Origin of the sequence: Enterobacter sp. RHBSTW-00901 (assembly GCF_014103115.1) — a bacterium.
In the GTDB taxonomy this organism is placed as follows: Bacteria; Pseudomonadota; Gammaproteobacteria; order Enterobacterales; family Enterobacteriaceae; genus Enterobacter; species Enterobacter cloacae_P.
On sequence record NZ_JABXPB010000001.1, the window covers coordinates 1,990,125 to 2,017,028 of the forward strand.

Consider the following 26,904-nt stretch of genomic DNA (forward strand, 5'->3'; position numbering starts at 1 on the left):
AGATAAAAATAAAACGGTAACCAAAAGGTTACCGTTTTTTATTTTTGCACCCTCTTCCCGTGGGAAAGGGTATCAGGCCGCATTAAACTACACCTGCCCTACGTACAAATAAATCGCCAGGAAGTGGCACACGCTGCCGCCCAGCACAAAGCCGTGCCAGATGGCGTGGTTGTACGGAATACGCTTGCAGACGTAGAAAATTACGCCCAGCGAATAAACCACACCCCCCACCGCCAGAAGCGTCACGCCCCCTACCGCCAGCTTAATCGCCAGCTGATAAACCACAATCAGCGACAACCACCCCATCGTCAGATAGGTCACCAGCGACAGCACCTTAAACCGGTGTGCAATAGTTAACTTAAACAGGATCCCCAGCAGGGCCAGGCTCCAGATTACAATCATCAGGCCACGCGACAGCGGCGAGTTTAACCCCACCAGCAGGAAAGGCGTGTAAGTGCCTGCAATAAGAAGATAGATAGCGCAGTGGTCGAATTTCTTGAGCCAGATCTTAGCCCGTTGATGCGGAATAGCGTGGTACAGCGTCGACGCCAGAAACAGCAGGATCATACTCCCGCCATACAGGCTGTAACTGGTGATCGCCATCGCGCTGGCGTTGGTATCCACAGCCTGTACCAGTAGTAACACTAAACCGACAATCCCAAAAACCAGGCCAATGCCGTGGCTAATGCTGTTGGCTATTTCCTCAGCCAGCGAATATCCCTGTGCGATTAATGGCTTGCTCACCATAAGTAACTCCGGGAAAACTAAAGATGATTATTCATCGCCTGACTATGCTAACTGAGAATGATTCCAGTGAACACCTGTTAGCTAAAATAAAGTTAAAAGTAACATTTCCAATTTACAATCATATGATTACATTTTCATTTCAGCTAACACATGTTCCACATTACATTAAACGCATTTAAAATCAATCACATAAAACTGAGTCTGATCTGGATAGATTTCAACTATCACACTCCTGAGTGTCTCAAGGGGCATGTTCTCCTGCTGAGCGTGTTTTTCCGTGAGTGTATCCAGCGTGACGGTGGAGACTGCCCTCACTTCAATGGTGCAAAAATAACCGTCATCCTCATAACGCCCGACGCGCAAAACATCACCTTTTTTGAAATGTGATTCGCTTGCGTCCCGAATGGTAATAGTTTTACGCCCGGCCAGAATGTCATCCTGAAAACGCTGAAAAAAAGTGATGTCGTTTGACTGCATGTTATTATTCCCTGAAGAAAAGTCTGATGAGTGAGTGTAGCCATTGTGAGCATGTTCTCCCATTCCGCCGTTGCCAGTCTCAATAACCTGGAGATGATGGTCTACAACTATGTCATTAAAAATCGTGACAAAGTGACGTACATGACCATCCGCGAGCTGGCGGATGCGGCTGGCGTCTCAACCACCACGATCTTACGCTTTTGCCGCAAGCTCAACTGTGAAGGTTACTCTGAATTCCGCGTACGCTTTAAACTCTATTTAGAGCAGAACGAACCCCAGCAGGCGAATTTCGGTGCCAGTGAAATTATCAGCTTCTTTAAAAGTGTTAACAATGAAGAGTTCGATGCGTTACTGGATGACGCGGTAGATATTATTTTATCATCTGAACGAATTATATTTGTCGGCGCAGGTACGTCTGGTTCACTGGCAAAATATGGCGCACGCTTCTTTTCAAATATTGGTAAATTCAGCAATCATATCGATGACCCGTATTTCCCGGTCACTAATGATATGGCTAAAAATGCGCTGGCGATTGTACTGTCTGTCTCCGGTGAAACGGAAGAGATCCTGCGTTTCGCCAGCCAGTTCAGCCTGCACCACTGTAAGGTGCTCTCCATTACCAGCCACGAACACTCCCGTCTGGCAAAACTGGCGGACTTTAACCTCTCCTGGCATGTTCCACAAATGCGTATTGCGGGTGTTTACGATATTACCACCCAGATCCCCGTCATCTATATTCTGGAGTCGCTGGGGCGTAAGCTGGCGAAGAAATTAACGGAATAAAACACCCTGTTTTTTCGATGTAACAAATCACATTTCCCGTAAATTGTTATATCGTGACATTTAATTTCGCTTTGCTAGACTCGATACCAATAAGCCATTTATTGGGAATAGCAATAATGAAAAAACTCACCTTACCAAAAGACTTTTTATGGGGTGGCGCGGTTGCCGCTCACCAGGTTGAAGGCGGCTGGAACAAAGGCGGCAAAGGGCCGAGCATTTGTGACGTGTTGACCGGTGGAGCCCACGGCGTACCACGCGAAATCACGCAGGAAGTGGTGCCGGGTAAATACTATCCGAACCATGAAGCCATCGACTTCCACGGCCATTACAAAGAAGACATTAAGCTGTTTGCTGAGATGGGCTTCAAATGTTTTCGCACCTCTATCGCCTGGACCCGCATCTTCCCGAAAGGCGATGAAACCCAGCCAAATGAAGAAGGGCTGAAGTTCTACGACGACATGTTCGATGAACTGCTGAAGTACAACATCGAGCCAGTGATCACCCTCTCCCACTTCGAAATGCCGCTGCACCTGGTGCAGGAATACGGCGGCTGGACCAACCGCAAAGTGGTTGATTTCTTTGTACACTTCTCAGAGGTGGTCTTCGAGCGCTACAAGAGCAAGGTCAAATACTGGATGACCTTCAACGAAATCAACAACCAGCGTAACTGGCGTGCGCCACTGTTTGGCTACTGCTGCTCCGGCGTGGTTTATACCGGGCATGACAACCCGGAAGAGACCATGTATCAGGTGCTACACCACCAGTTCGTGGCCAGCGCACTGGCGGTGAAAGCGGCACGCCGTATTAACCCGGACATGAAAGTCGGCTGCATGCTGGCGATGGTTGCGCTATACCCATTCTCCTGCAAACCAGAAGACGTAATGTTCGCTCAGGAATCCATGCGCGAGCGCTATGTGTTTACCGACGTTCAGCTGCGGGGTTACTACCCAACGTATGTGCTGAACGAGTGGGAACGCCGTGGTTTCTCCATCAAAATGGAGGCCGGTGACGAGCAAATCCTGCGCGAAGGCACCTGCGATTATTTAGGCTTCAGCTACTACATGACCAACGCGGTAAAAGCGGAAGGCGGTACCGGCGATGCCATTTCTGGCTTTGAAGGCAGCGTACCAAACCCACACGTGAAAGCATCCGACTGGGGCTGGCAGATTGACCCGGTGGGTCTGCGTTATTCTCTGTGTGAGCTATACGAACGTTATCAGAAGCCGCTGTTCATCGTGGAAAACGGTTTTGGCGCTTACGATAAAGTGGAAGCCGACGGCAGTATCAATGATGACTACCGCATCGACTACCTGCGCGCCCACGTGGAAGAGATGATGAAAGCAGTCACCTATGACGGCGTGGATCTGATGGGTTACACACCGTGGGGCTGTATCGACTGCGTCTCTTTCACTACCGGCCAGTACAGCAAGCGCTACGGTTTTATCTACGTGAACAAACACGACGACGGCACCGGTGACATGTCCCGTTCCCGTAAGAAGAGCTTCGAGTGGTATAAAGGTGTGATTGCCAGCAACGGCGAGACGCTGTGATTTTTTGCCCGGTGGCGCTGTGCTTACCGGGCGTTTACTTCCCGCCCGCTAACTCAAGAAAACTCCCCGTCACATATGAGGCTTTCTCACTCAGTAGCCAGGCAATCGCCTGGGCCACCTCTTCCGGCTGGCCACCGCGCTGCATCGGCAATATTGATTTAACCCTATCGACACGACCCGGTTCACCACCAGACGCATGCATATCGGTATAGATAAAGCCAGGACGCACGCCATTTACCCGAATACCCTGTGCCGCGACTTCCAGAGAAAGTCCGGTGGTCAACGTATCCACAGCCCCTTTCGATGCCGCGTAATCAACGTATTCACCAGGTGAGCCAAGGCGTGCCGCTGCAGATGAAACATTCACAATCGCCCCACCCTTACCCCCGTGTTTAAACGACATCCGTTTAACCGCTTCACGACAGCAGAGGAAATACCCCGTCACGTTGGTGGACAACACACGATTGATCCGCTCGGCTGACAGGCTTTCAATGGTGGATTGTTCGAACAAAATCCCGGCGTTATTCACCAGCGCGGTGAGTGGCTCACCTTCGCGGTCAATGCTGTCGAACATCGCCAGTACCTGCGCTTCATCGCTGATATCCGCGCGCACGGCAAGCGCTTTACCACCTGCGTCAACGATCTGATTAATCACGTCCGTTGCCGCCTTAATGTTGTGGTGATAGTTCACCGCCACAGTGTAACCTTCCCGGGCCAGCTGCAGTGCGGTAGCTTTACCAATACCGCGGCTGGCACCCGTCACAAGAGCAATTGCCATCGCATTCTCCCAATAAAAAAGCCGGGTGGCGCTAACGCCTACCCGGCCTACATTACTACAGCGGAATATTTACTGGTATTCGCTCATCGGTACACAGGAGCAGAACAGGTTACGGTCACCGTAAACGTCATCAAGACGCTTCACCGTCGGCCAGTATTTGTTTGCCACACCGGCCGGGAAGACAGCCAGTTCACGGGAGTAACCGTGAGTCCACTCTGCCGCCAGCTCGTTCTGCGTGTGTGGCGCATTGACCAGTGGGTTATCTTCCAGCGTCCACTCGCCGTCCTGCACGCGATCGATCTCCATACGAATGGCCAGCATCGCGTCGATAAAGCGGTCCAGCTCGGCTTTACTCTCAGATTCCGTTGGCTCCACCATCAACGTACCCGCGACCGGGAATGACATGGTTGGCGCGTGGAAACCGTAGTCGATCAGGCGCTTGGCAATATCCAGTTCACTGATACCAGTTTGCTCTTTCAGCGGACGAATATCGAGGATGCACTCGTGCGCCACGCGACCATCGCGGCCAGTATAGAGCACCGGGAAGGCAGACTTCAGGCGGGTAGCAATGTAGTTGGCGTTCAGGATCGCCACCTGGCTTGCCTGCTTCAGCCCTTCCGCACCCATCATGCGGATATACATCCAGCTGATTGGCAGGATAGAAGCACTACCAAACGGTGCCGCAGAAACCGCACCCTGACGGGTCAGCATCCCTTCAATCTGCACCACGCTGTGACCCGGAACAAACGGTGCCAGGTGTGCTTTCACGCCGATTGGCCCCATACCCGGGCCGCCACCGCCGTGCGGAATGCAGAAGGTTTTGTGCAGGTTCAGGTGCGAAACGTCCGCGCCAATAAAGCCCGGAGAGGTGATCCCCACCTGAGCATTCATGTTTGCGCCATCAAGATACACCTGGCCGCCGAACTGATGCACCACTTCACACACTTCACGGATCGTCTCTTCATACACACCGTGGGTGGACGGGTAGGTCACCATGATGCAGGAGAGCTTATCGCCCGCCTGTTCGGCTTTGGCACGCAGATCGGCCAGATCGATGTTTCCGTTCTTATCGCAGGCAACCACCACCACTTCCATCCCCGCCATCTGTGCAGAGGCCGGGTTGGTGCCGTGCGCGGAGCTTGGGATCAGGCAGATATCACGATGCCCTTCATTGCGGCTTTCGTGATAATGGCGGATCGCCAGCAGGCCCGCGTATTCACCCTGTGCGCCGGAGTTTGGCTGCATGCAGAGCGCGTCATAGCCGGTCAGTTTCACCAGCCAGTCGGAGAGCTGGTTAATCATCAGGTGATAACCTTCCGCCTGCTCAGCCGGGCAGAACGGGTGCAGTTCAGAAAACTCAGGCCAGGTGATTGGGATCATCTCTGCCGCGGCGTTCAGCTTCATGGTGCAGGAGCCCAGCGGGATCATCGCCTGGTTCAGAGCCAAATCTTTACGTTCCAGAGAGTGCATATAACGCATCATCTCGGTTTCGCTGTGATAGCGGTTGAAGACCGGGTGCGTCAGAATCGCGTCGTCACGCAGCATGCTTGCCTGAATGGAGCGGCTGTCGAGCGCGACTTCTTTGTCGAGCGTATCAATGCCCAGGCCATGTGAATCGCCCAGTAACACGTTAAACAGGTGCAGGATGTCTTCACGGGTGGTGCTTTCATCCAGCGTAATGCCCACTGCATTGTGGATATCGCTACGCAGGTTGATTTCTGCCGCATCGGCGCGAGCCAGAACAGCCGCTTTATCAGCCACTTCCACACACAGGGTATCGAAGTAGTGCGCGTGACGCAGCTTAAGACCTTTCTGTTGCAGACCGCAGGCCAGAATATCGGTCAGGCGGTGAATGCGGCTGGCAATGCGTTTCAGGCCGACCGGGCCGTGGAATACAGCATACAGGCTGGCGATGTTCGCCAGCAGCACCTGTGAGGTACAGATGTTGGAGTTCGCTTTCTCGCGGCGGATATGCTGCTCACGAGTCTGCATCGCCATGCGCAGCGCGGTGTTACCGGCGGCATCTTTTGAGACACCGATAATACGGCCTGGCATAGAGCGCTTGAATTCATCTTTTGCAGCGAAAAACGCAGCGTGTGGGCCGCCGTAACCCATTGGCACGCCGAAGCGTTGTGCAGAGCCGAAGACGATATCCGCACCCTGTTTGCCAGGTGCGGTCAGCAGTACCAGCGCCATAAAATCAGCGGCTACGCTCACAACCACTTTGCGGGATTTAAGTTCGGTAATCAGTGCGCTGTAGTCGTGTACTTCACCGGTAGTGCCCACCTGCTGCAGCAGCACACCAAAGACATCCTGGTGATCCAGCACTTTATCGGCATCATCAACAATCACCTCAAAACCGAAGGTTTCTGCACGGGTGCGAACCACATCCAGCGTCTGCGGGTGTACATCTGCCGCCACGAAGAAACGGTTAGCATTTTTCAGCTTGCTCACACGCTTCGCCATTGCCATCGCTTCGGCAGCAGCAGTCGCTTCATCTAACAGGGAGGCGGAAGCAATGTCCATGCTGGTCAGATCCAGCGTCACCTGCTGGAAGTTCAGCAGCGCTTCCAGACGGCCCTGAGATACTTCCGGCTGATATGGGGTATACGCGGTGTACCAGCCTGGGTTTTCCAGCATATTGCGCAGGATCACCGGCGGTAACTGCACGTTGGTGTAACCCATGCCAATGTAAGACTTATAGCGCTTGTTGAGGCTGGCAATCGCCTTCAGCTCCGCGAGTGCGGCGAATTCAGTGGTCGCGTCACCAACCTGAGGTGGCGTTGCAAGCTGGATGTCTTTTGGCACGATCTGGCCGATCAGTGCATTGAGTGAATCCGCGCCAACTGTATTCAGCATCTCCTGCTGTTGCTGAGCATCCGGCCCAATGTGACGTTCAATGAAAGCGCCACGGTTTTCAAGCTGGCTTAAAGTCTGTGTCATGAGCGATGGTTCCTGAAACGTGCAGTGAATGTGTTTTCTCCCTCTCCCTTAGGGAGAGGGCTGGGGTGAGGGTGTCGTCTGTTCCCCTCACCCTACCCTCTCCCCAAAGGGGAGAGGGATAATGGCTTACTCGTCTTCTAACAGGGCTTCGTACGCGGTTGCATCCAGTAATGCGGCAACCTGCGATTCGTCGCTGGCTTTGATCTTGAAGATCCAGCCACCTTCATATGGCTCGCTGTTCACCAGCTCCGGAGAGTCGCTCAGCGCGTCATTCACGGCAACAACTTCACCGCTAATCGGGGCATAGATGTCAGAGGCCGCTTTTACGGACTCCGCCACAGCACAGTCATCACCCGCGCTTACGGTTGTGCCCACTTCAGGCAGGTCAACAAACACCATGTCGCCCAGCAGCTCTTGCGCATGCTCGGTGATCCCTACGGTGTAAGTGCCGTCCGCCTCTTTGCGCAGCCACTCGTGTTCTTTGCTGTATTTCAGTTCTGCTGGCACATTGCTCATTGAAGTTCTCCTGATAAAAATGATTAGGCGACCGGCTTACCGGCGCGAACAAAAATAGGTTTGGTCACGTTGACCGGCATTTCACGATTGCGGATTTGCACCACTGCCGTTTCGCCAATACCTGCCGGAACACGTGCCAGTGCAATACTGTAACCCAGCGTCGGGGAGAAGGTACCGCTGGTGATCACGCCTTCGAGGTGGTTACCGTCGGTATCCGTAAAACGCACCGGCAGCTCACCGCGCAGCACGCCTTTCTCGGTCATCACCAGGCCAACCAGCTGTTCCGTACCTTTTTCACGCTGCATTTCCAGCGCTTCACGACCAATAAATTTACGGTCAACAGGTTCCCACGCGATGGTCCAGCCCATGTTGGCCGCCAGCGGAGAAACGCTTTCATCCATCTCCTGACCGTAGAGGTTCATGCCTGCTTCCAGACGCAGCGTATCGCGTGCGCCCAGACCGGCTGGCTTAACGCCCGCTTCCACCAGCGCACGCCAGAAATCAGCCGCCTTCTCATTCGGCATGGCAATTTCATATCCCGCTTCACCGGTATAACCCGTGGTCGCGATAAACAGATCGCCTGCCTGTACGCCAAAGAATGGCTTCATCCCGGCAGTGGCTTTACGCTGTTCATCGCTGAACAGAGAGGCCGCTTTCGCCTGCGCGTTCGGCCCCTGTACGGCGATCAACGACAGATCGTCACGGACAGTGATATCGACAGAGAACGGTTCGGCGTGTTGGGAAATCCAGGAGAGGTCTTTTTCGCGGGTGGCGGAGTTTACAACGAGGCGGAAGAAATCTTCAGTGAAGTAATAGACGATAAGGTCATCAATCACGCCAGCGGAGGCATTTAGCATGCCGGTGTAGAGCGCTTTACCTGGCACTTTCAGCTTTGCGACGTCGTTTGCCAGCAGATAACGCAGAAACTCCCGGGTGCGGCTACCGCGCAGATCGACAATGGTCATGTGGGACACGTCGAACATACCGGCATCGGTGCGCACCGCGTGGTGCTCATCAATTTGTGAGCCGTAGTGCAGCGGCATCATCCAGCCGTGGAAGTCCACCATGCGTGCGCCGCATAACACGTGTTGTTCGTACAAAGGAGTCTGTTGAGCCATCTTTTCCTCGTTGAATAAGCAGGGCTATCTTGCATTTCGCACGCATAAAAACTGCCGCGAAACCCGGCGTCGACCTCGCTTGTGAGCATCGACGCAAACGTTCTCTTTTACCTGAACTTACCACCGAAACCGGCGATTAACCATAAGGTAAAACAGGCCATCACATTAGCTTATGACCAAAAAACGCTGAAAAGCCTACAGAGTTATTCACTGTGAAAATGCGATTAAACCCGCATAAAATTAACATTGCTCTAACAGGATTTAGCACATGGTGATATTTCATGCGGAAAAACGGACAAAATTTCCGTATCAGAAAAATAGCCAGATTAGATAATCTAATGCGAAAAATGACGTAAAATTAGAATATTTCAAACGAGCGAATTTCCCCGGCACAGAGGCCGGGAAAATAAAGTGTGATGGGGGTCAATATTAGCGTTTAACGTAACCAGTCAGGAAGATCGTTAAGACCCATCGCCTGACGAAGGAGTTGAGGTTTGACGCCAGGGAGGGTGTCGGCGAGTTTCAGACCGATATCGCGCAGCAGTTTTTTCGCCGGGTTAGCCCCGGCAAACAGCTCGCGGAAACCCTGCATGCCCGCCAGCATCATCGCCGCACTGTGCTTACGGCTACGCTCGTAGCGACGCAGATAGAGATGCTGACCAATGTCTTTGCCTTCACGATGCAGACGACGCAGCTCTTCAACCAGTTCAGCCGCATCCATAAAGCCGAGATTAACACCCTGTCCGGCCAGCGGATGAATGGTATGCGCCGCATCCCCCACCAGCGCCAGACGGTGCGCCGCGAACTGACGCGCGTAACGACCGGTTAGCGGAAATACCTGGCGCTCGCTCTCAAGCGAACACAGGCCCAGGCGATTATCAAACGCCATGCACAGCGCCTGGTTAAATGCCTCCGGTGTGGCTTCCTGCATGAGCTGCGCTTTTTCAGGCACTAAAGACCAGACAATGGAGCACAGATGCGGATCGCTCAACGGCAGGAACGCCAGAATGCCGTCGTTGTGGAAAATCTGACGTGCGACACCGCCGTGCGGTTCTTCAGTGCGGATCGTCGCCACCAGCGCATGGTGGCGGTAATCCCAGAAAGTCAGCGGAATGTCTGCCTTGTTACGCAGCCAGGAGTTAGCGCCATCAGCACCCACCACCAGACGCGCGGTCAACATGTCCCCACTTTGCAGGGTGATAAACGCCTCGTTTTCGCCCCACGCCACCTGCTGGATTTGCGCGGGTGCCACCAGCGTAACATCGCTGCAGGACTGTGCTTTTTGCCACAAAGCATGGTGGATCACGGCATTTTCGATGATATGGCCCAGATGGCTATAGCCCATGCTTTCGTCATCAAACGCAATATGACCAAAACTGTCTTTGTCCCACACTTCCATACCGTGATAGCAGCTGGCACGCTGCGCGACGATACCTGACCAGACGCCAATGCGCGTCAGGAGCTTTTCGCTGGCAGCATTGATTGCCGACACACGGAGTTCCGGCGGCGCATCAGGTGCTACGGGCTGCGGCTGCTTTTGTTCCAGCACGGCCACACGCAGGCCGCTTCCCTGTAACCCACAGGCCAGCGCCAGTCCTACCATTCCGCCGCCAACAATGGCGACATCAACATTTTGCACGGTGATAACTCCTTAACGCGCGACCCAACCAAGAGTCCGCTGCGCCAGCACGTCACGTGCCGGAATGAATAATTCCATCGCCATCAGCCCAAGGTTGCGACCCGCAACCAACGGAGCCCAGCGATTGGCAAACAGATGCACCAGACCATCGGTGACACCGATAGTCGCCTCTTTATCAGCCTGGCGTCGTTTCTGGTAATGGCTTAGCACCGAATACGCACCACAATCTTTTTGCTCGTTCCATGCCTGAGAAAGCGTTTCCGCCAGGCTCATGACATCACGCAGCCCAAGATTAAACCCCTGCCCCGCAATGGGGTGTAGCGTCTGCGCGGCGTTGCCCACCAGCGCCACGCGATGAGAGATGGACTGAGATGCCGTCGTCAGTGACAGCGGGTAAACCGTCCGTTTTCCCGCATAGGTAATTCGCCCCAGCCGCCAGCCGAAGGCTTTTTGCAGCTCGGTACAAAAACGTTCGTCGGACCAGGAGAGCACGTCGTCCGCCTTCTCCTGTGGATGGCACCACACCAGCGAGCAACGCCCGTTCGACATCGGTAACATCGCCAGCGGGCCATACTGCGTAAACCGCTCAAATGCCCGGCCATTGTGTGGGCCTGCCGTTGAGACATTCGCAATGACCGCCACCTGACCATAAGACTGTTGCCGCCACTCCACGCCACACTGAGTACCCAGTGCAGAGCGCGAACCATCCGCCGCGACCAGAAGCTGGCCGTCAAGAGTTGTACCATTTTCCAGCGTGACGCGAACCGCATCTTCACTGCGACTAAAGCTGGCAACACGCGCCGGACAGTGCAACGTCACGCCCGGGGCATCCTGTAACAACCGGAACAGACGTAACCCAACATCGTGCAATTCAACTACATGACCCAGGGCATCAATACGGTAATCATGCGCGTCCAGGGTCACAAAACCAGCATGGCCGCGATCGCTAACATGCACGGTGTTAATCGCCGTCGCACAGTCTGCAATCGCCTGCCAGATGCCAATACGCGAGAGCTGCTGACATGTTCCCTGCGCCAGCGCAATGGCGCGGGCATCAAAACCGGGGTGATCTGATGCCTGTGCTGCAACGGCCTCCACCAGATGCACCGGAAGTTGCCCTTGTGTCAGATGCGAGATTGCCAGCGCCAGAGTGGCCCCGGTCATACCACCGCCAACGATGATCACGCTCATACGCGTGCCGCTGCCATCAGCGCCTCAATGTCGTCAGCTTTTTTCACGACGCTAGCGGTCAGGTTTTCGTTACCGGTTTCAGTGATGACGATGTCGTCTTCAATACGAATGCCAATCCCGCGGTATGCTTCTGGCACGTCAGCATCCGGTGCGATGTACAGCCCCGGTTCGACGGTCAGAACCATACCCGGCTCCAGCACACGTGAGCGTTCAGGGCCATAAGCCCCCACATCATGCACATCCAGCCCCAGCCAGTGGCTCAGGCCGTGCATAAAGTACGGGCGATGGGCATTCTCCGTAATCAGGGTATCCACATCGCCTTTCAGAATGCCAAGTTTAACCAGACCGGTAATCATGATGCGCACGACTTCACCGGTGACTTCCTGAATGGAGATCCCCGGACGATACAGGGTCAGCGCCGTTTCCAGGGATTCGAGCACAATGTCATAGACCGCGCGCTGAGCCGGGGAGAATTTACCGTTCACCGGGAACGTACGGGTAATGTCACCCGCGTAGCCCTGATATTCACAACCCGCGTCAATCAGTACCAGATCGCCGTCGCGCAGTTCACTTTCGTTTTCGGTGTAATGCAGGATACAGCCATTTTCCCCACCGCCCACAATGGTGTTATAGGAAGGAAAACGCGCGCCGTGGCGATTAAATTCATGCTGAATTTCGCCTTCAAGTTGATATTCGAAGATACCGGGACGGCATTTTTCCATCGCACGGGTATGCGCCAGTGCGCTGATTTCACCCGCGCGACGCATCGTGTTAAGTTCTTCTTCGGACTTGAACAGACGCATTTCGTGTACCACCGGACGCCAGTCCGTCAGCGTAGCGGGGGCAGACAGGTTCTGACGCGAGCCTTTACGCAGCTTATCCAGCGCGGTAAAGACAATCTCATCAGCATACGCATATTCGCCCTGCGCGTGATAAAGCACATCAAGGCCGTTGAGCAGTTGATAGAGCTGCTGATTGATTTCGCTAAACGCCAGCGCACGGTCAACACCCAGCTTCGCCGGTGCGGCCTCTTGCCCCAGACGGCGGCCAAACCAGATTTCGGCAGCCAGATCGCGTACGCGGTTGAAAATCACGCTGTGGTTGTGGGTGTCATTGCTCTTGATCAGTACCAGTACCGCTTCCGGCTCGTTAAACCCGGTGAAATACCAGAAATCGCTGCTCTGACGATAGGGGTATTCACTGTCGGCACTGCGCGTCACCTCAGGGGCGGCAAAAATCAGCGCGGCGCTTCCCGGCTGCATTTTAGCCAGCAGCGCCTGACGACGGCGAGAATACTCTTGATTCGAGATAACCATGACACCCTCCTGTGCGTTGTTTTTCTTAATGTAAGGTTGGCTTGCGTACTTCCGGCGCGGTTGGCTGCGAGCGCGTAAAGTTGTCGTGGCACAGCAGCGCGGCAACGCGGACGTACTCGATGATCTCTTCGAGGGACATTTCCAGCTCTTCCTGATCTTCATCTTCGTCGTAGCCGAGCTGCGCAATGTTACGCAGATCGTCGATTGCTTCACCCGCTTCGCCGGTCACTTTATCGAGCTTAGGCTGAGTCACGCCCAGCCCCAGCAGGTAGTGGTTTACCCAACCTGCGAGCGCATCGGCGCGATCGAACACGCTGACGTCGTCCCCTTCAGGCAGATAAAGCTGAAAAAGGAAGCCATCATCTTCCAGCGAATCGCTGATTGCCGCGTGCATTTTACGCAGCGCTTCCGCCAGTTCGTGACCAAACGCCAGCCCCTCGTTCGTCAGGTCGTGGATCAGCGGCTGCCAGGAGCTGTCGCTGTTTCCGCCGCACAGCATGCCACTGATCAGACCGTGCATTTCGGCAGGGGTTAAACCCACTCCCTGCTGGTTCAGTAACTGGTTTAAATCGTTGTAACCAGGCATTTCGTTCTGTATAGACATACGCATTCGTCATCAAAGGGAGGAATATTCATGATATGCTACCACTTTGGACCCTGGTGATACCAGAAAAGGGCTTGTATCTTCACATCAGGGTAGCTATAGTGTCGCCCCTTCGCAGCCCCCGGGGCAGTAAGCGAAGGCAGCGCAGTCAATCAGCAGGAAGGTGGCATGTCTGCACAACCCGTCGATCTCCAGATTTTTGGCCGTTCACTGCGAGTGAATTGTCCACCTGAACAAAGGGATGCTTTGAATCAGGCTGCGGACGATTTGAATCAGCGGTTGCAAGATCTTAAAGAACGCACTAGAGTCACAAATACTGAGCAGCTGGTCTTTATTGCCGCGTTGAACATCAGCTATGAGCTGACTCAGGAAAAGGCGAAAACCCGCGACTACGCGGCAAGCATGGAGCAGCGCATTAAGATGCTTCAGCAGACCATTGAACAGGCATTGCTTGATCAAGGTCGCAATCCCGAAAGACCGGGACCCAAGTTTGAATAACACTTTGCAGTTGACTATGGTAGAGTAACTGTGAAGACAAAATTTCTCTGAGATGTTCGCAAGCGGGCCAGTCCCCTGAGCCGATATTTCATACCACAAGAATGTGGCGCTCCGTGGTTGGTGAGCATGCTCGGTTCGTCCGAGAAGCCTTAAAACTATGACGACACATTCACCTTGAACCAAGGGTTCAAGGGTTACAGCCTGCGGCGGCATCTCGGAGATTCCCTCTTTCTTCTTCTACCAACTACCATGACTCTACTTTCTGAAGTTTCTGCCTCACGCCAGGACATCCGTCAGTTAATCCGTAAACGTCGTCGCGCGTTAACCCCCGAACAGCAAGTGCATTTTGCGCAGCATGCCGCCGCCCGAATGATGGCGTATCCGCCTGTAGTGATGGCGCACACGGTCGCCCTGTTTCTCTCGTTTGATGGCGAGCTGGATACTCAGCCGCTCATCGAACAGCTCTGGCGCGCCGGGAAGAAAGTTTACCTGCCAGTGTTACATCCGTTTAGCGAAGGAAACCTGTTGTTTCTGCACTACCATCCGCACAGCGAGCTGGTGGTGAATCGACTGAAAATCACCGAACCCAAACTCGACGTCCGGGACGTACTGCCGGTTGCCACGCTGGATGTGTTGATCACGCCGCTCGTGGCGTTTGACCAGCAAGGTCAGCGCTTAGGAATGGGGGGCGGTTTTTACGACAGAACGCTGCAAAACTGGCGGCAGCACAGGCTACAACCGGTAGGATACGCGCATGACTGTCAGGGCGTAGAAGCGCTGCCGGTGGAGAAATGGGATATTCCACTGCCTGCGGTGGTGACGCCATCGAAACTGTGGGAGTGGAGATAAAAGCAAAAACGGTAACAGCCGTTACCGTTTGTAGTGCTTGCCCCCTCACCGACAGGGGAGAGGGCATCAGGCGGCAATCATCTCAATAAAGCAGACGCGCGCGAATCGTCCCCGGAAGCGCCTTCATACTCAGCAGCGCTTTCTCGGCAACGTCGTCATCCGCTTCAATATCAATAACCACGTAACCCATCTGAGAGTTCGTTTGCAGGTACTGCGCGGCAATGTTCACGCCCTGCTCAGCAAAGATTTTGTTGATGGCGGTCAGCACGCCCGGGCGGTTTTCGTGAATATGCAACAGACGACGACCACCGTGCAACGGCAGAGACACTTCCGGGAAGTTCACCGCAGAAAGCGTAGAACCGTTGTCGGAATATTTGCTCAGTTTACCCGCAACTTCCAGACCGATGTTCTCCTGCGCTTCCTGCGTTGAACCACCGATGTGTGGCGTCAGGATCACGTTGTCAAACTCGCACAGCGGAGAGTTAAACGGATCGCTGTTGGTTGCCGGCTCAGTCGGGAATACGTCAATGGCCGCACCTGCCAGATGTTTACGCTTCAGCGCATCACACAGCGCCGGGATGTCAACAACCGTACCGCGTGCCGCGTTGATCAGCAGTGAACCCGGCTTCATCAGCGCCAGCTCTCCCGCTCCCATCATGTTTTTGGTGGACGCATTTTCCGGAACGTGCAGGCTGACAACGTCACTCATGTTCAGCAGGTCGGACAAATGTTGAACCTGAGTCGCGTTACCCAGCGGTAGCTTGCTTTCAATGTCGTAGAAGAAAACATGCATCCCCAGCGATTCAGCCAGAATACCCAGCTGTGTACCAATGTGGCCGTAACCGATGATACCCAGTTTTTTGCCACGCGCTTCAAAGGAACCTGAAGCCAGTTTGTTCCACACACCGCGGTGCGCTTTGGCGTTCGCCTCGGGAATACCGCGCAGCAGCAGCAGCAGTTCGCCAATCACTAACTCCGCCACGGAACGGGTGTTGGAGAACGGGGCGTTAAAGACAGGAATACCGCGTTTTGCCGCTGCACTCAGGTCTACCTGGTTGGTGCCGATGCAGAAACAGCCAATAGCAACCAACTTTTCCGCCGCAGCAATAACATCTTCAGTCAGGTGAGTACGGGATCGCAGGCCAATGAAGTGGGCATCACGGATGGACGCTTTCAGCTCTTCTGTGTCCAGCGCGCCTTTGTGAAATTCGATGTTGGTGTAACCTGCCGCACGAAGGTTATCGAGTGCTTTCTGATGCACGCCTTCTACAAGCAGGAATTTAATCTTGTCTTTCTCCAGTGATACCTTTGCCATTTACCCGACCCTGTTTTTGTCTGAACTGATGTTGTGCTGGATTTAAATCCGCTGTAGTCAACATATCAAAAAAAACTATTGCAGCAATATGAACGTTTGCGTCGGCTCCCTGAAGAAAAGTCATACAGAGCAAAATGACAGAGGAAAATGCTACGGAATTTTACGAATACGGCAGGATCGGCAAAAGAGGCACAAAAACGTGACACAAGTCACCGAATTTAGCTTTTCAAAAATTTTTTAGCGGGGGGAGTCTCCCCCCGTCAGATCATTTTACGATGGTTTTCACGCCGTCAGCCGTGCCGATCAGCGCCACATCCGCGCCACGGTTGGCAAATAGCCCTACTGTCACTACGCCCGGAATGCCGTTGATGGCATTTTCCAGCGCGATAGCGTCCAGAATTTCCAGACCGTGAACGTCGAGGATCACGTTACCATTGTCGGTCACAACACCCTGGCGGTATTCCGGACGACCACCCAGTTTCACCAGTTCACGTGCGACGGCACTACGTGCCATTGGGATCACTTCGACCGGCAGCGGGAAGTTACCCAGAATATCCACCTGCTTGGACGCATCGGCAATACAGATAAATTTGTCTGCAACGGAGGCGATGATCTTTTCACGCGTCAGCGCTGCGCCACCGCCCTTGATCATCTGCATATGGCCGTTGATTTCATCCGCACCATCAACGTAAATCCCCAGACGGTCCACTTCGTTCAGGTCGAAAACGGTAATGCCGAGGCTTTTCAGCTTTTCCGTGGACGCATCAGAGCTGGAAACCGCGCCCTCGATTTGCCCCTTCATCGTGCCCAGCGCATCGATAAAGTGTGCCGCCGTCGATCCGGTGCCAACACCGACAATGGTACCGGGTTGCACGTACTGGAGAGCGGCCCATCCTACTGCTTTTTTCAGTTCATCCTGCGTCATGATCGTTTGCCTGTGGTATGAAAACTTAGGGCGCATTATAGAACACGTCAGGTGGAATTCGTCTGCCACAAAAGGAAAATTGTGTCATAGTGCAGAATAAGCAAAATTCAGGAGCCAGCTATAGCAATGAAACGTCCGGACTACAGAACACTACAGGCACTTGATGCTGTTATTCGTGAACGCGGTTTTGAGCGCGCAGCGCAGAAGTTGTGCATTACTCAGTCCGCCGTGTCACAGCGTATCAAGCAGCTTGAAAACATGTTCGGGCAACCACTGCTGGTGCGTACCGTGCCACCGCGTCCCACAGAGCAAGGACAAAAACTGCTTGCCCTGCTGCGTCAGGTTGAACTGCTGGAAGACGAGTGGCTGGGTGATGAACAGACAGGTTCCACGCCGCTGTTGCTGTCGCTGGCAGTGAACGCCGACAGTCTGGCAACCTGGCTGCTGCCCGCGCTTGCGCCGGTGCTTGCCGACTCCCCTATCCGCCTGAATCTGCAGGTTGAAGATGAAACGCGTACCCAGGAGCGCCTGCGTCGTGGTGAAGTGGTCGGGGCGGTGAGTATCCAGCCTCAGGCACTGCCAAGTTGCCTGGTGGATCAGCTGGGCGCGCTGGATTATCTGTTTGTCGGTTCAAAAGCCTTTGCTGAGCGTTATTTCCCGAATGGCGTTACCCGCGCCGCGCTGCTTAAGGCCCCAGCCGTCGCATTCGACCATCTGGATGATATGCATCAGGCTTTCCTGCAGCAAAACTTCGACCTGCCGCCAGGCAGCGTACCGTGTCATATCGTGAACTCATCCGAAGCCTTTGTGCAGCTTGCCCGTCAGGGAACCACCTGCTGCATGATCCCGCATCTGCAGCTTGAAAAAGAGTTGAAAAGCGGTGAGCTGATTGACCTGACGCCGGGATTATATCAGCGCCGGATGCTCTACTGGCACCGTTTTGCACCGGAAAGCCGTATGATGCGCAACGTCACCGACGCACTGCTGGCTTACGGGCATAAGGTGTTGAGACAGGATTAAAAAATAAGCCGGGTGAAGGCAACGCCTTACCCGGCCTACAGGTTACTGAGCGGGTTTCTGCTCTGCTGCAGCAGGCTCCAGCTGGAACACGACATCAACCTGATCGTCAAACTGGATCGTCGGCTGCTCATAGGTTTCCTGAGCGGAAACTGGCGCAGCATCGGCCTTCATCATACGAACCATCGGGCCTGGCTGATAATTGGAGACGTGATAGCGCACGCTATACACCGGGCCAAGCTTACTGTTAAAGCCGGAAGCCAGTTGTTGCGCCTGATGGACGGCATCATTAATCGCCGCTTTACGTGCTTCGTCTTTGTATTTCTCCGGTTGCGCAACGCCCAGTGAAACGGAACGAATTTCGTTCAGTCCCGCTTTCAGCGCGCCATCCAGCAGCGAATTCAGCTTATCAAGCTGGCGCACAGTCACTTCGACGGTACGCACGGCACGGTAACCTTTCAGGATACTTTTGCCGTTCTGGTAGTCATAATCCGGCTGGGTACGCAGGTTGGCAGAATTGATATCTTTTTTAACGACACCATTCTGTTCCAGGAAAGAGAGATATTGCGCAACACGATCGTCAGCCTGCTTCTTGGCTGAAGCAGCATCTTTTGCAGACACATTCACTTCAATTGCCAGGGTCGCGACATCCGGTACCGCATCCACGCTCGCCGTGCCTGAGGTGACAATGTGCGGACCGGCAGGCAACTCATTCGCCTGTACCGACACCGCACCTAAACTCACTAATGCCGCCAGGGCCATCACTTTAAACTTCACTGTCATTCCTCCATGTTGCGAAGAGTGCCCCATCAACAGAGCACATGCCAGCAAGCTTAGCGGGTCTTGCTCAGTTGTCCATAAGACAACACTTAGTTGAGTAATCCCTGAACGTGATGAACGCCCTCTTTCGCCAGTTGAAAAGCGATAAACCACATCACTATTCCCACCAGCGTATTGATGATGCGTTGTGCTTTGGCGGTGCGCAAACGCGGTGCCAGCCACGCCGCCAGCATGGCAAGACCAAAGAACCAAAGGAATGAAGCGCTAACCGTACCCAGCGCGAACCAGCGCTTCGGTTCAACATCCAGTTGTCCACCCAGGCTACCCAACACCACAAAGGTATCAAGATAGACATGCGGATTAAGCCAGGTAACCGCCAGCATGGTGACGATAATCTTCCAGCGCCCCTGCTTCATCACTTCCGCACTCGCCAGTTCAAGATTGCTGCTCAGTGCCGTTTTCAATGCGCCAAAGCCGTACCACAACAGGAATGCCACCCCACCCCAGGTGACCAGCATCAGTAGCCACGGAGACTGCATCAGTAAAGCACTGCCGCCAAATATCCCGGCGCAAATCAGAAGCAAATCACTGACCGCGCACAGTAGCGCAATCATCAGGTGATACTGGCGGCGAATACCCTGGTTCATCACAAACGCATTCTGCGGGCCGAGGGGCAGGATCATGGCCGCGCCTAACGCAAGACCTTGAAAATAATAAGATAACATGACGAAATTCTCACGGAGTTGTCCTGGGAGCTGACTATACTGCGAGAGTGACATTAGAGGAAATTGATAATATTAATCGGGGATTAGTCACGCTAATAAAAAAGCCCGGTGGCGTTAACGCTTACCGGGCCTACGGCGAAAGAGGATTACTCGGTCTCTTTCACCTTTTTGACGTTCACATCCATCTGTGGATACGGGAAGCTGATGCCGTTAGCATCGAACTCACGTTTGATGCGTTCCAGCACGTCCCAGTAAACGTTTTGCAGATCGCTGCTTTTGCTCCAGATACGCACCACAAAGTTAATGGATGACGCGCCCAGTTCGTTCAGACGGACGATCTGCTCTTTATCTTTCAGAATGCGATCGTCAGAAGCGATGATACCCGCGATAAGCGATTTTACCTGATCGATGTCGGAGTCGTATGCCACGCTGATAATCAGCTCATTACGGCGCGCTGGCTCGCGGGAAAAATTGATAATGTTACCCGCGATAATTTTCCCGTTCGGCACTACCACAATACGGCCATCGACGGTACGCAAGGTCGTTGAGAAAATCTGCACCTGCAGTACAGTTCCGGCAATGCCCCCCAGATCAACATACTCACCTGAGCGGAACGGACGGAAGGTGACCAGCAGCACACCTGCCGCCAGGTTCGAGAGCGAACCCTGCAGCGCCAGACCAATAGCCAGACAGGCTGCACCGAGCACCGCGATCACCGATGCGGTCTGTACACCTACACGTCCCAGTGCGGCAATCAAGGTAAAGGCGACGATGCCATAGCGCACCAGCGCAGAAAGGAAGTCCGCAACCGTGGCATCGATATGACGTGCCAGCATCACCCGGTTAACGGTATTCGATATGATTCGCGCCGCGATCATCCCGATAATGATGATGGCAATAGCCGCAACGATGTTTACGGCATAACTCAGCAATAATTCCTGGTTGCGCTCAAGCCAGGTACCGGCGTTATTGATGCTGTCAACGACATCAAACTGTTCCATTTACTCTTCCTTTTGATAAACCCAAACACAAAAATCCATCCCCCGTGGAAACAGGCAGATCCGTAAAGGGTAAACAAAAAGCGCAGATATTGCCAAACAGATCACAAAACGGTGATGGGCAGGCTGTTGAAAAGCCCAAAAAAAAGGCCCGCATTTGCGGGCCTCCGATGCTGTTAGCAGCTCAAATTACAGAACGTCGATCGCGTTCAGTTCTTTGAATGCCTGCTCCAGACGCGTCACCATAGAGGTCTGTGCTGCACGCAGCCATACGCGTGGATCGTAGTATTTCTTGTTCGGCTGGTCTTCGCCTTTCGGGTTGCCCAGCTGACCCTGCAGGTAAGCTTCGTTGGTTTTGTAGTATTGCAGGATACCGTCCCAGGTTGCCCATTGGGTGTCGGTATCGATGTTCATTTTCACTACGCCGTAGCTCACGGAGTCTTTGATTTCCTGAGCAGAAGAACCGGAACCGCCGTGGAAGACGAAGTTCAGGCTGTTGTGCGGCAGGTTGTGTTTCTTAGAAACATATTCCTGAGAATCACGCAGGATGGTTGGGGTCAGAACAACGTTACCTGGTTTGTAAACGCCGTGTACGTTACCGAAGGACGCTGCAATGGTGAAGCGTGGGCTGATTTTGCTCAGCTCGGTGAACGCGTAATCAACGTCTTCTGGCTGGGTGTACAGTGCAGAAGCGTCCATGTGGCTGTTGTCCACGCCGTCTTCTTCACCACCGGTGCAACCCAGTTCGATTTCCAGGGTCATGTCCATTTTGGACATACGCGCCAGGTATTTGGAGCAGATTTCGATGTTTTCGTGCAGAGACTCTTCAGACAGGTCGATCATGTGAGAAGAGAACAGTGGTTTACCGGTAGCCGCGAAGTGTTTTTCACCTGCGTCCAGCAGACCGTCGATCCACGGCAGCAGTTTCTTCGCGCAGTGGTCAGTGTGCAGAATGACAGGAACACCGTAGTGTTCAGCCATCTGGTGTACATGGTGCGCACCAGAGATAGCACCCAGGATTGCAGCACCCTGAGGAACGTCAGTTTTCACGCCTTTACCTGCGATGAACGCAGCGCCGCCGTTAGAGAACTGTACGATAACCGGCGCTTTAACTTTTGCAGCGGTTTCCAGTACGGCGTTAATGGAGTCAGTACCCACGCAGTTAACTGCTGGCAGAGCAAAGTTGTTTTCTTTAGCTACCTGGAACACTTTCTGTACGTCATCACCAGTGATCACGCCAGGTTTTACGAAATCAAAAATTTTAGACATGTTGCTTAGTCCTGTATCTTCGGCCGTTAGAAAAGGTGCGAGCTCTTAAAAGCGCGCTGAAAATTGGGCAGGTTTCCCTGCCCTTGAATGGCTTACTTCTTAGCGCGCTCTTCGAGCATTGCTACTGCTGGCAGCACTTTGCCTTCCACGAATTCGAGGAATGCGCCACCACCAGTGGAGATGTAGGAAATCTTGTCAGCGATACCGAACAGGTCGATAGCTGCCAGAGTGTCGCCGCCACCTGCGATAGAGAACGCTTCGCTGTCTGCGATAGCGTTAGCAACGATTTCAGTACCTTTGCGGAAGTTCGGGAATTCGAACACGCCAACAGGGCCGTTCCACAGGATAGTTTTTGCGTTTTTCAGGATTTCAGCCAGTTTCTGTGCAGAAACGTCGCCCAGGTCCAGGATCTGCTCTTCATCTTTGATGTCGTTTACAGATTTCAGGGTCGCGGTCGCCGTTTCGGAGAACTCAGTTGCTACGCGAACGTCAGTTGGAACCGGGATATCGCAGGTCGTCAGCAGGCGTTTAGCTTCGTCAACCAGGTCTGCTTCGTACAGAGATTTACCCACGTTGTGGCCTTGAGCAGCAACGAAGGTGTTCGCAATACCACCGCCAACGATCAGCTGGTCAGCGATTTTGGACAGGGAATCCAGAACAGTCAGTTTGGTAGACACTTTAGAACCGCCAACGATAGCAACCATTGGACGAGCAGGTTCTTTCAGTGCTTTACCCAGCGCTTCCAGTTCGTCAGCCAGCAGAGGACCAGCACACGCTACGTCTGCGAATTTACCGATACCGTGGGTAGATGCCTGCGCACGGTGAGCAGTACCGAATGCATCCATTACGAATACGTCGCACAGTGCAGCATATTTTTTGGACAGCGCTTCGTCGTCTTTCTTTTCGCCTTTGTTAAAGCGAACGTTTTCCAGAACAACCAGTTCACCGGCAGCAACTTCAACGCCGTCCAGGTAATCTTTAACCAGACGAACCGGGTTGGACAGTTTGTCTTTCAGGTAATTAACAACTGGCAGCAGAGAGAACTCTTCGTTGTACTCGCCTTCAGTTGGACGACCCAGGTGGGAGGTTACCATCACTTTTGCACCCTGCTTCAGGGCCAGCTCGATGGTTGGCAGAGATGCACGAATACGCGCGTCGCTGGTCACTTTGCCATCTTTAACCGGTACGTTCAGGTCGGCACGGATGAAAACGCGTTTACCTGCCAGATCCAGATCGGTCATCTTAATTACAGACATGGTGAATCCTCTCGTTGATTCTTAAAGTTTTGCAGACGCACGATGCGTCTTACCTGAAACCTTGAGCGGCCATTGCTAACGTGGTGTCGAGCATTCGGTTAGCAAAGCCCCATTCGTTATCGCACCAGACCAGCGTCTTGATAAGGTGTGAACCACTGACGCGCGTTTGTGTACCATCAACGATGGCACTGTGCGGGTCGTGGTTAAAATCTACTGAGACCAACGGTAATTCCGTATAGTCAACTATACCATGAAATGTACCCTGTGCCGCTTTTTGCAGCAACAGGTTGACTTCACAGGCTTTTACCGGTTTTTTCACCGTGACGCTGAGGTCAATTGCCGTAACGTTGATAGTCGGTACACGTACAGCAATCGCTTCAAAACGGTCGTTAAACTGCGGGAAAATACGGGTGATCCCTGCAGCAAGCTTTGTATCAACCGGAATGATTGACTGACTCGCCGCACGCGTGCGGCGTAGATCCGGATGATAGGCATCGATCACCTGCTGATCGTGCATGGCTGAGTGGATCGTGGTCACGGTGCCGGATTCAATGCCATATGCATCGTCTAACAGTTTAATGACCGGAATAATGCAGTTGGTGGTGCAGGAAGCATTGGAAACAATGCGATGTTCGGCTTTCAGCTCATGCTGGTTCACGCCAAAGACGACGGTGGCGTCGAGGTCGTTACTGCCGGGATGGGAGAACAGGACTTTTTTCGCACCTGCCGCCAGATGCGCTTCACCGTGTTCGCGGCTGCCGTACACACCGGTACAGTCAAGCACCACATCCACCCTCAGTTCACGCCACGGCAACCCGGCAATGCTTCTCTCGTGCAGCACGCGAATGGCATCATCACCGACAAACAGCTGATCCCCTTCCTGGCGAACATCCCAGGCAAAGCGCCCGTGACTGGTGTCATATTTCAACAAATGTGCCATGCCCTCAGCATCAGCCAGTTCATTGATTGCCACCACGGTCATTTCCGCACGACGCCCGGATTCATATAAAGCACGAACCACGTTACGCCCGATGCGACCGAAGCCATTAATCGCTACGCGTACGGTCATAGATCTCCTGCAAAGCTATCCCTGAATTTGAGGTGGCTGAAAGAGTAATCCAGCTACGCCCGAAGGGGAATCCTTGCCTGTCACAAACTGCGACTGATTGGTCAATTGTCGAACATTTAATCGACTGAAACGCTTCAGCTAGAATAAGCGAATCAGGGAATAAAAGGAATGTCTGTCCAGAGCAATAAGACAGCTATATGACTTGCGTCACATTTTCAATGGAATAATTTACAGCGGTGTTACAAGGATCAGGAATAGCAGATACAAAAAAACCGGGTGGCGTGGTGAAAGCAAAACGGTAACCCCAGGGTTACCGTTTTTAGTGTTGGAACCCTCTCCCGTGGGAGAGGGCCGGGGTGAGGGCACCAGCCCGCACCCAACTAGCAATTACAGCAGTTCTTTCGCTTTCGCGACAACGTTCTCAACGGTGAAGCCGAACTCTTCGAACAGCAGTTCTGCCGGAGCAGATTCACCGAAGGTGGTCATACCGACGATAGCGCCGTTCAGACCTACGTATTTGAACCAGTAGTCTGCAATACCTGCTTCCACTGCAACGCGTGCAGAGACAGCTTTCGGCAGTACGGATTCACGGTATGCTGCATCCTGCTTGTCGAATGCATCGGTAGACGGCATGGAAACCACGCGCGCTTTAACGCCTTCGGCAGACAGTTTGTCCCATGCCGCAACAGCCAGCTCAACCTCAGAACCGGTTGCAATGAAGATAAGCTCAGGCTGACCCGCGCAATCTTTCAGTACGTAACCACCGCGAGCGATGTTCGCCAGCTGCTCTGCAGTACGCTCCTGCTGTGCCAGGTTCTGACGGGAGAGGATCAGCGCGGTCGGGCCGTCCTGACGCTCAACACCGTATTTCCACGCTACCGCGGATTCAACCTGGTCACATGGACGCCATGTGCTCATGTTCGGGGTCACGCGCAGAGATGCGACCTGCTCTACCGGCTGGTGAGTTGGGCCATCTTCACCCAGACCGATAGAGTCGTGGGTGTAGACCATCACCTGACGCTGTTTCATCAGCGCAGCCATACGCACGGCGTTACGTGCATACTCGACGAACATCAGGAAGGTAGAGGTGTACGGCAGGAAACCACCGTGCAGGGAGATACCGTTCGCGATAGCAGTCATACCGAATTCACGTACACCGTAATGGATGTAGTTACCGGCGGTATCTTCGTTGATCGCTTTAGAACCAGACCACAGGGTCAGGTTGGATGGTGCGAGGTCCGCAGAGCCACCCAGGAATTCTGGAAGCAGTGGACCGAACGCTTCGATAGCGTTCTGAGATGCTTTACGGCTGGCAATTTTAGATGGATTCGCCTGCAGTTTAGCGATGAATTCATTCGCTTTCGCGTCGAAATCAGATGGCATATCACCTTTCATACGACGGGTGAATTCAGCTGCTTCCTGTGGGAAGGCTTTCGCATAGGCAGCGAACTTCTCGTTCCAGGCCGCTTCTTTAACCTGACCTGCTTCTTTTGCATCCCACTGCGCGTAGATGTCAGATGGGATTTCGAACGCAGGGTGTTTCCAGCCCAGAGCTTCACGAGTCAGTGCAATTTCCGCGTCACCCAGTGGTGCACCGTGGGAATCGTGCGTACCCGCTTTGTTCGGAGAACCGAAGCCGATGATGGTTTTGCACATCAGCAGGGACGGTTTGTCCGTCACGGCGCGTGCTTCTTCTACTGCGCGTTTAATCGAGTCAGCATCGTGGCCATCAACACCACGCACAACGTGCCAGCCGTAGGCTTCAAAACGTTTAGCGGTGTCATCAGTGAACCAGCCTTCAACATGACCGTCGATGGAGATACCGTTATCGTCATAGAACGCAACCAGTTTACCCAGCTTCAGGGTACCTGCCAGGGAGCACACTTCGTGAGAAATGCCTTCCATCATGCAGCCGTCGCCCATGAACGCGTAAGTGAAGTGGTCAACAATATCGTGGCCAGGACGGTTGAACTGCGCCGCCATGGTCTTCTCGGCAATCGCCATACCCACTGCGTTAGCAATACCCTGACCCAGTGGGCCGGTGGTCGTTTCTACGCCAGCGGTGTAACCCACTTCCGGGTGACCTGGAGTTTTGGAGTGCAGCTGACGGAAGTTTTTCAGCTCTTCAATTGGCAGATCATAGCCAGTGAGGTGCAACAGGCTGTAGATCAGCATAGAGCCGTGGCCGTTAGACAGGACGAAACGGTCGCGGTCAGCCCATGCCGGGTTCTGCGGGTTGTGGTTCAGGAAATCACGCCACAAGACTTCGGCAATATCAGCCATACCCATAGGGGCTCCCGGGTGGCCGGATTTGGCTTTCTGTACTGCGTCCATGCTCAGCGCACGAATAGCATTAGCAAGCTCTTTACGTGAGGACATTTTAACTCCAGATCGGACTGTTAAAGGCCATGCCCTTGACGACAGCGCGTTTTGGGCTACGCCGGAAAAAAGTGCCAACAATGTAACCCAAGCAGCAAGGCATGTACATGGAGCATTCTTTTGCAGCTTAAGAAATCTCTGGATCATGCTCGCATGTTGCGC

Annotated in this window: 24 protein-coding genes and 1 other RNA gene; 6 read left to right on the plus strand and 19 right to left on the minus strand. The window is 53.6% G+C overall.

Translation table 11 applies throughout. The features are described 5' to 3' along the window. Positions 1 to 87: 87 nt before the first annotated feature. On the minus strand, positions 88 to 747 hold the full coding sequence (gene trhA, locus HV318_RS09530; protein WP_182272558.1) for a PAQR family membrane homeostasis protein TrhA: 660 nt from the start codon (positions 745 to 747) through the stop codon (positions 88 to 90). A gap of 165 nt (positions 748 to 912) precedes the next feature. Continuing rightward, positions 913 to 1,224: a N(4)-acetylcytidine aminohydrolase gene (gene yqfB, locus HV318_RS09535; protein WP_182272559.1), complete on the minus strand. Its 312-nt coding sequence runs from the start codon at positions 1,222 to 1,224 to the stop codon at positions 913 to 915. Between the two features lie 51 nt (positions 1,225 to 1,275). Here yqfB and HV318_RS09540 point away from each other — a divergent pair, with 51 nt between their 5' ends. Together HV318_RS09540 and HV318_RS09545 are read left to right on the plus strand one after the other, a co-directional pair. Beyond that, on the plus strand, positions 1,276 to 2,007 hold the full coding sequence (locus HV318_RS09540; RefSeq protein WP_182274570.1) for a MurR/RpiR family transcriptional regulator: 732 nt from the start codon (positions 1,276 to 1,278) through the stop codon (positions 2,005 to 2,007). A gap of 116 nt (positions 2,008 to 2,123) precedes the next feature. After that, on the plus strand, positions 2,124 to 3,557 hold the full coding sequence (locus tag HV318_RS09545; protein ID WP_182272560.1) for a 6-phospho-beta-glucosidase: 1,434 nt from the start codon (positions 2,124 to 2,126) through the stop codon (positions 3,555 to 3,557). Positions 3,558 to 3,591: 34 nt separating this feature from the next. Here the strand turns inward: HV318_RS09545 and HV318_RS09550 are convergent, their stop codons facing one another. The 8 genes from HV318_RS09550 to HV318_RS09585 all read right to left on the minus strand — a co-directional run bounded on the left by HV318_RS09550 (position 3,592) and on the right by HV318_RS09585 (position 13,662). Continuing rightward, positions 3,592 to 4,335: an SDR family oxidoreductase gene (locus tag HV318_RS09550; RefSeq protein WP_182272561.1), complete on the minus strand. Its 744-nt coding sequence runs from the start codon at positions 4,333 to 4,335 to the stop codon at positions 3,592 to 3,594. A 69-nt stretch (positions 4,336 to 4,404) separates the two neighbouring features. Continuing rightward, on the minus strand, positions 4,405 to 7,278 hold the full coding sequence (gene gcvP / locus HV318_RS09555) for an aminomethyl-transferring glycine dehydrogenase (RefSeq protein ID WP_182272562.1): 2,874 nt from the start codon (positions 7,276 to 7,278) through the stop codon (positions 4,405 to 4,407). Between the two features lie 126 nt (positions 7,279 to 7,404). Further along, on the minus strand, positions 7,405 to 7,794 hold the full coding sequence (gene gcvH / locus HV318_RS09560; protein WP_182272563.1) for a glycine cleavage system protein GcvH: 390 nt from the start codon (positions 7,792 to 7,794) through the stop codon (positions 7,405 to 7,407). 23 nt (positions 7,795 to 7,817) lie between these two features. Beyond that, positions 7,818 to 8,912, minus strand: coding sequence for a glycine cleavage system aminomethyltransferase GcvT (gene gcvT, locus HV318_RS09565; protein ID WP_182272564.1), 1,095 nt, complete (start codon positions 8,910 to 8,912; stop codon positions 7,818 to 7,820). A gap of 436 nt (positions 8,913 to 9,348) precedes the next feature. Beyond that, positions 9,349 to 10,551 carry an FAD-dependent 2-octaprenylphenol hydroxylase gene (gene ubiI, locus HV318_RS09570; RefSeq protein WP_182272565.1) on the minus strand — a complete coding sequence of 401 codons (1,203 nt, stop codon included), beginning with the start codon at positions 10,549 to 10,551 and terminating at the stop codon, positions 9,349 to 9,351. A 12-nt stretch (positions 10,552 to 10,563) separates the two neighbouring features. Next, positions 10,564 to 11,742: a 2-octaprenyl-6-methoxyphenyl hydroxylase gene (gene ubiH / locus HV318_RS09575; protein ID WP_182272566.1), complete on the minus strand. Its 1,179-nt coding sequence runs from the start codon at positions 11,740 to 11,742 to the stop codon at positions 10,564 to 10,566. Beyond that, positions 11,739 to 13,052: a Xaa-Pro aminopeptidase gene (gene pepP, locus HV318_RS09580; protein ID WP_182274571.1), complete on the minus strand. Its 1,314-nt coding sequence runs from the start codon at positions 13,050 to 13,052 to the stop codon at positions 11,739 to 11,741. Before pepP ends, ubiH begins: the two co-directional genes overlap by 4 nt. 31 nt (positions 13,053 to 13,083) lie before the next feature. Then, positions 13,084 to 13,662, minus strand: a complete 579-nt coding sequence (locus tag HV318_RS09585; RefSeq protein WP_028016963.1) for a YecA/YgfB family protein — start codon at positions 13,660 to 13,662, stop codon at positions 13,084 to 13,086. 168 nt (positions 13,663 to 13,830) lie between these two features. Here HV318_RS09585 and zapA point away from each other — a divergent pair, with 168 nt between their 5' ends. The 3 genes from zapA (at position 13,831) to HV318_RS09600 (ending at position 15,009) form a co-directional block, all read left to right on the plus strand. Further along, complete coding sequence (gene zapA / locus HV318_RS09590; protein ID WP_006811891.1) at positions 13,831 to 14,160, plus strand: cell division protein ZapA; 330 nt, start codon at positions 13,831 to 13,833, stop codon at positions 14,158 to 14,160. Between the two features lie 41 nt (positions 14,161 to 14,201). Then, positions 14,202 to 14,385: non-coding RNA, 6S RNA (gene ssrS / locus HV318_RS09595), on the plus strand. A gap of 24 nt (positions 14,386 to 14,409) precedes the next feature. Further along, on the plus strand, positions 14,410 to 15,009 hold the full coding sequence (locus tag HV318_RS09600) for a 5-formyltetrahydrofolate cyclo-ligase (RefSeq protein WP_182272567.1): 600 nt from the start codon (positions 14,410 to 14,412) through the stop codon (positions 15,007 to 15,009). Between the two features lie 82 nt (positions 15,010 to 15,091). Here the strand turns inward: HV318_RS09600 and serA are convergent, their stop codons facing one another. After that, positions 15,092 to 16,324, minus strand: coding sequence for a phosphoglycerate dehydrogenase (gene serA / locus HV318_RS09605; protein ID WP_182272568.1), 1,233 nt, complete (start codon positions 16,322 to 16,324; stop codon positions 15,092 to 15,094). 265 nt (positions 16,325 to 16,589) lie between these two features. Beyond that, a complete protein-coding gene (gene rpiA / locus HV318_RS09610; protein WP_047347933.1) occupies positions 16,590 to 17,249 on the minus strand; it encodes a ribose-5-phosphate isomerase RpiA in 660 nt (219 codons plus the stop codon). 126 nt (positions 17,250 to 17,375) lie between these two features. Here rpiA and argP point away from each other — a divergent pair, with 126 nt between their 5' ends. Then, positions 17,376 to 18,269: a DNA-binding transcriptional regulator ArgP gene (gene argP, locus HV318_RS09615; protein ID WP_182272569.1), complete on the plus strand. Its 894-nt coding sequence runs from the start codon at positions 17,376 to 17,378 to the stop codon at positions 18,267 to 18,269. A gap of 42 nt (positions 18,270 to 18,311) precedes the next feature. Here the strand turns inward: argP and HV318_RS09620 are convergent, their stop codons facing one another. From HV318_RS09620 to tkt, 7 genes are all read right to left on the minus strand, one after another. Further along, entirely contained in the window at positions 18,312 to 19,043 is a 732-nt protein-coding gene (locus HV318_RS09620; protein ID WP_182272570.1) for an oxidative stress defense protein, read from the minus strand. Between the two features lie 92 nt (positions 19,044 to 19,135). Then, positions 19,136 to 19,771: an arginine exporter ArgO gene (gene argO, locus HV318_RS09625; RefSeq protein WP_182272571.1), complete on the minus strand. Its 636-nt coding sequence runs from the start codon at positions 19,769 to 19,771 to the stop codon at positions 19,136 to 19,138. Between the two features lie 146 nt (positions 19,772 to 19,917). Next, entirely contained in the window at positions 19,918 to 20,772 is an 855-nt protein-coding gene (locus HV318_RS09630) for a small-conductance mechanosensitive channel MscS (RefSeq protein ID WP_182272572.1), read from the minus strand. A 186-nt stretch (positions 20,773 to 20,958) separates the two neighbouring features. Further along, positions 20,959 to 22,038: a class II fructose-bisphosphate aldolase gene (gene fbaA, locus HV318_RS09635; RefSeq protein ID WP_182272573.1), complete on the minus strand. Its 1,080-nt coding sequence runs from the start codon at positions 22,036 to 22,038 to the stop codon at positions 20,959 to 20,961. A 92-nt stretch (positions 22,039 to 22,130) separates the two neighbouring features. Next, the gene (pgk, locus tag HV318_RS09640; protein WP_134348805.1) at positions 22,131 to 23,294 is read right to left on the minus strand and encodes a phosphoglycerate kinase; all 1,164 of its coding nucleotides are present in this window, start codon (positions 23,292 to 23,294) and stop codon (positions 22,131 to 22,133) included. Positions 23,295 to 23,343: 49 nt separating this feature from the next. Then, a complete protein-coding gene (epd, locus tag HV318_RS09645) occupies positions 23,344 to 24,363 on the minus strand; it encodes an erythrose-4-phosphate dehydrogenase (RefSeq protein WP_182272574.1) in 1,020 nt (339 codons plus the stop codon). A gap of 387 nt (positions 24,364 to 24,750) precedes the next feature. After that, a complete protein-coding gene (gene tkt, locus HV318_RS09650; protein ID WP_182272575.1) occupies positions 24,751 to 26,742 on the minus strand; it encodes a transketolase in 1,992 nt (663 codons plus the stop codon). Positions 26,743 to 26,904 lie beyond the last annotated feature (162 nt).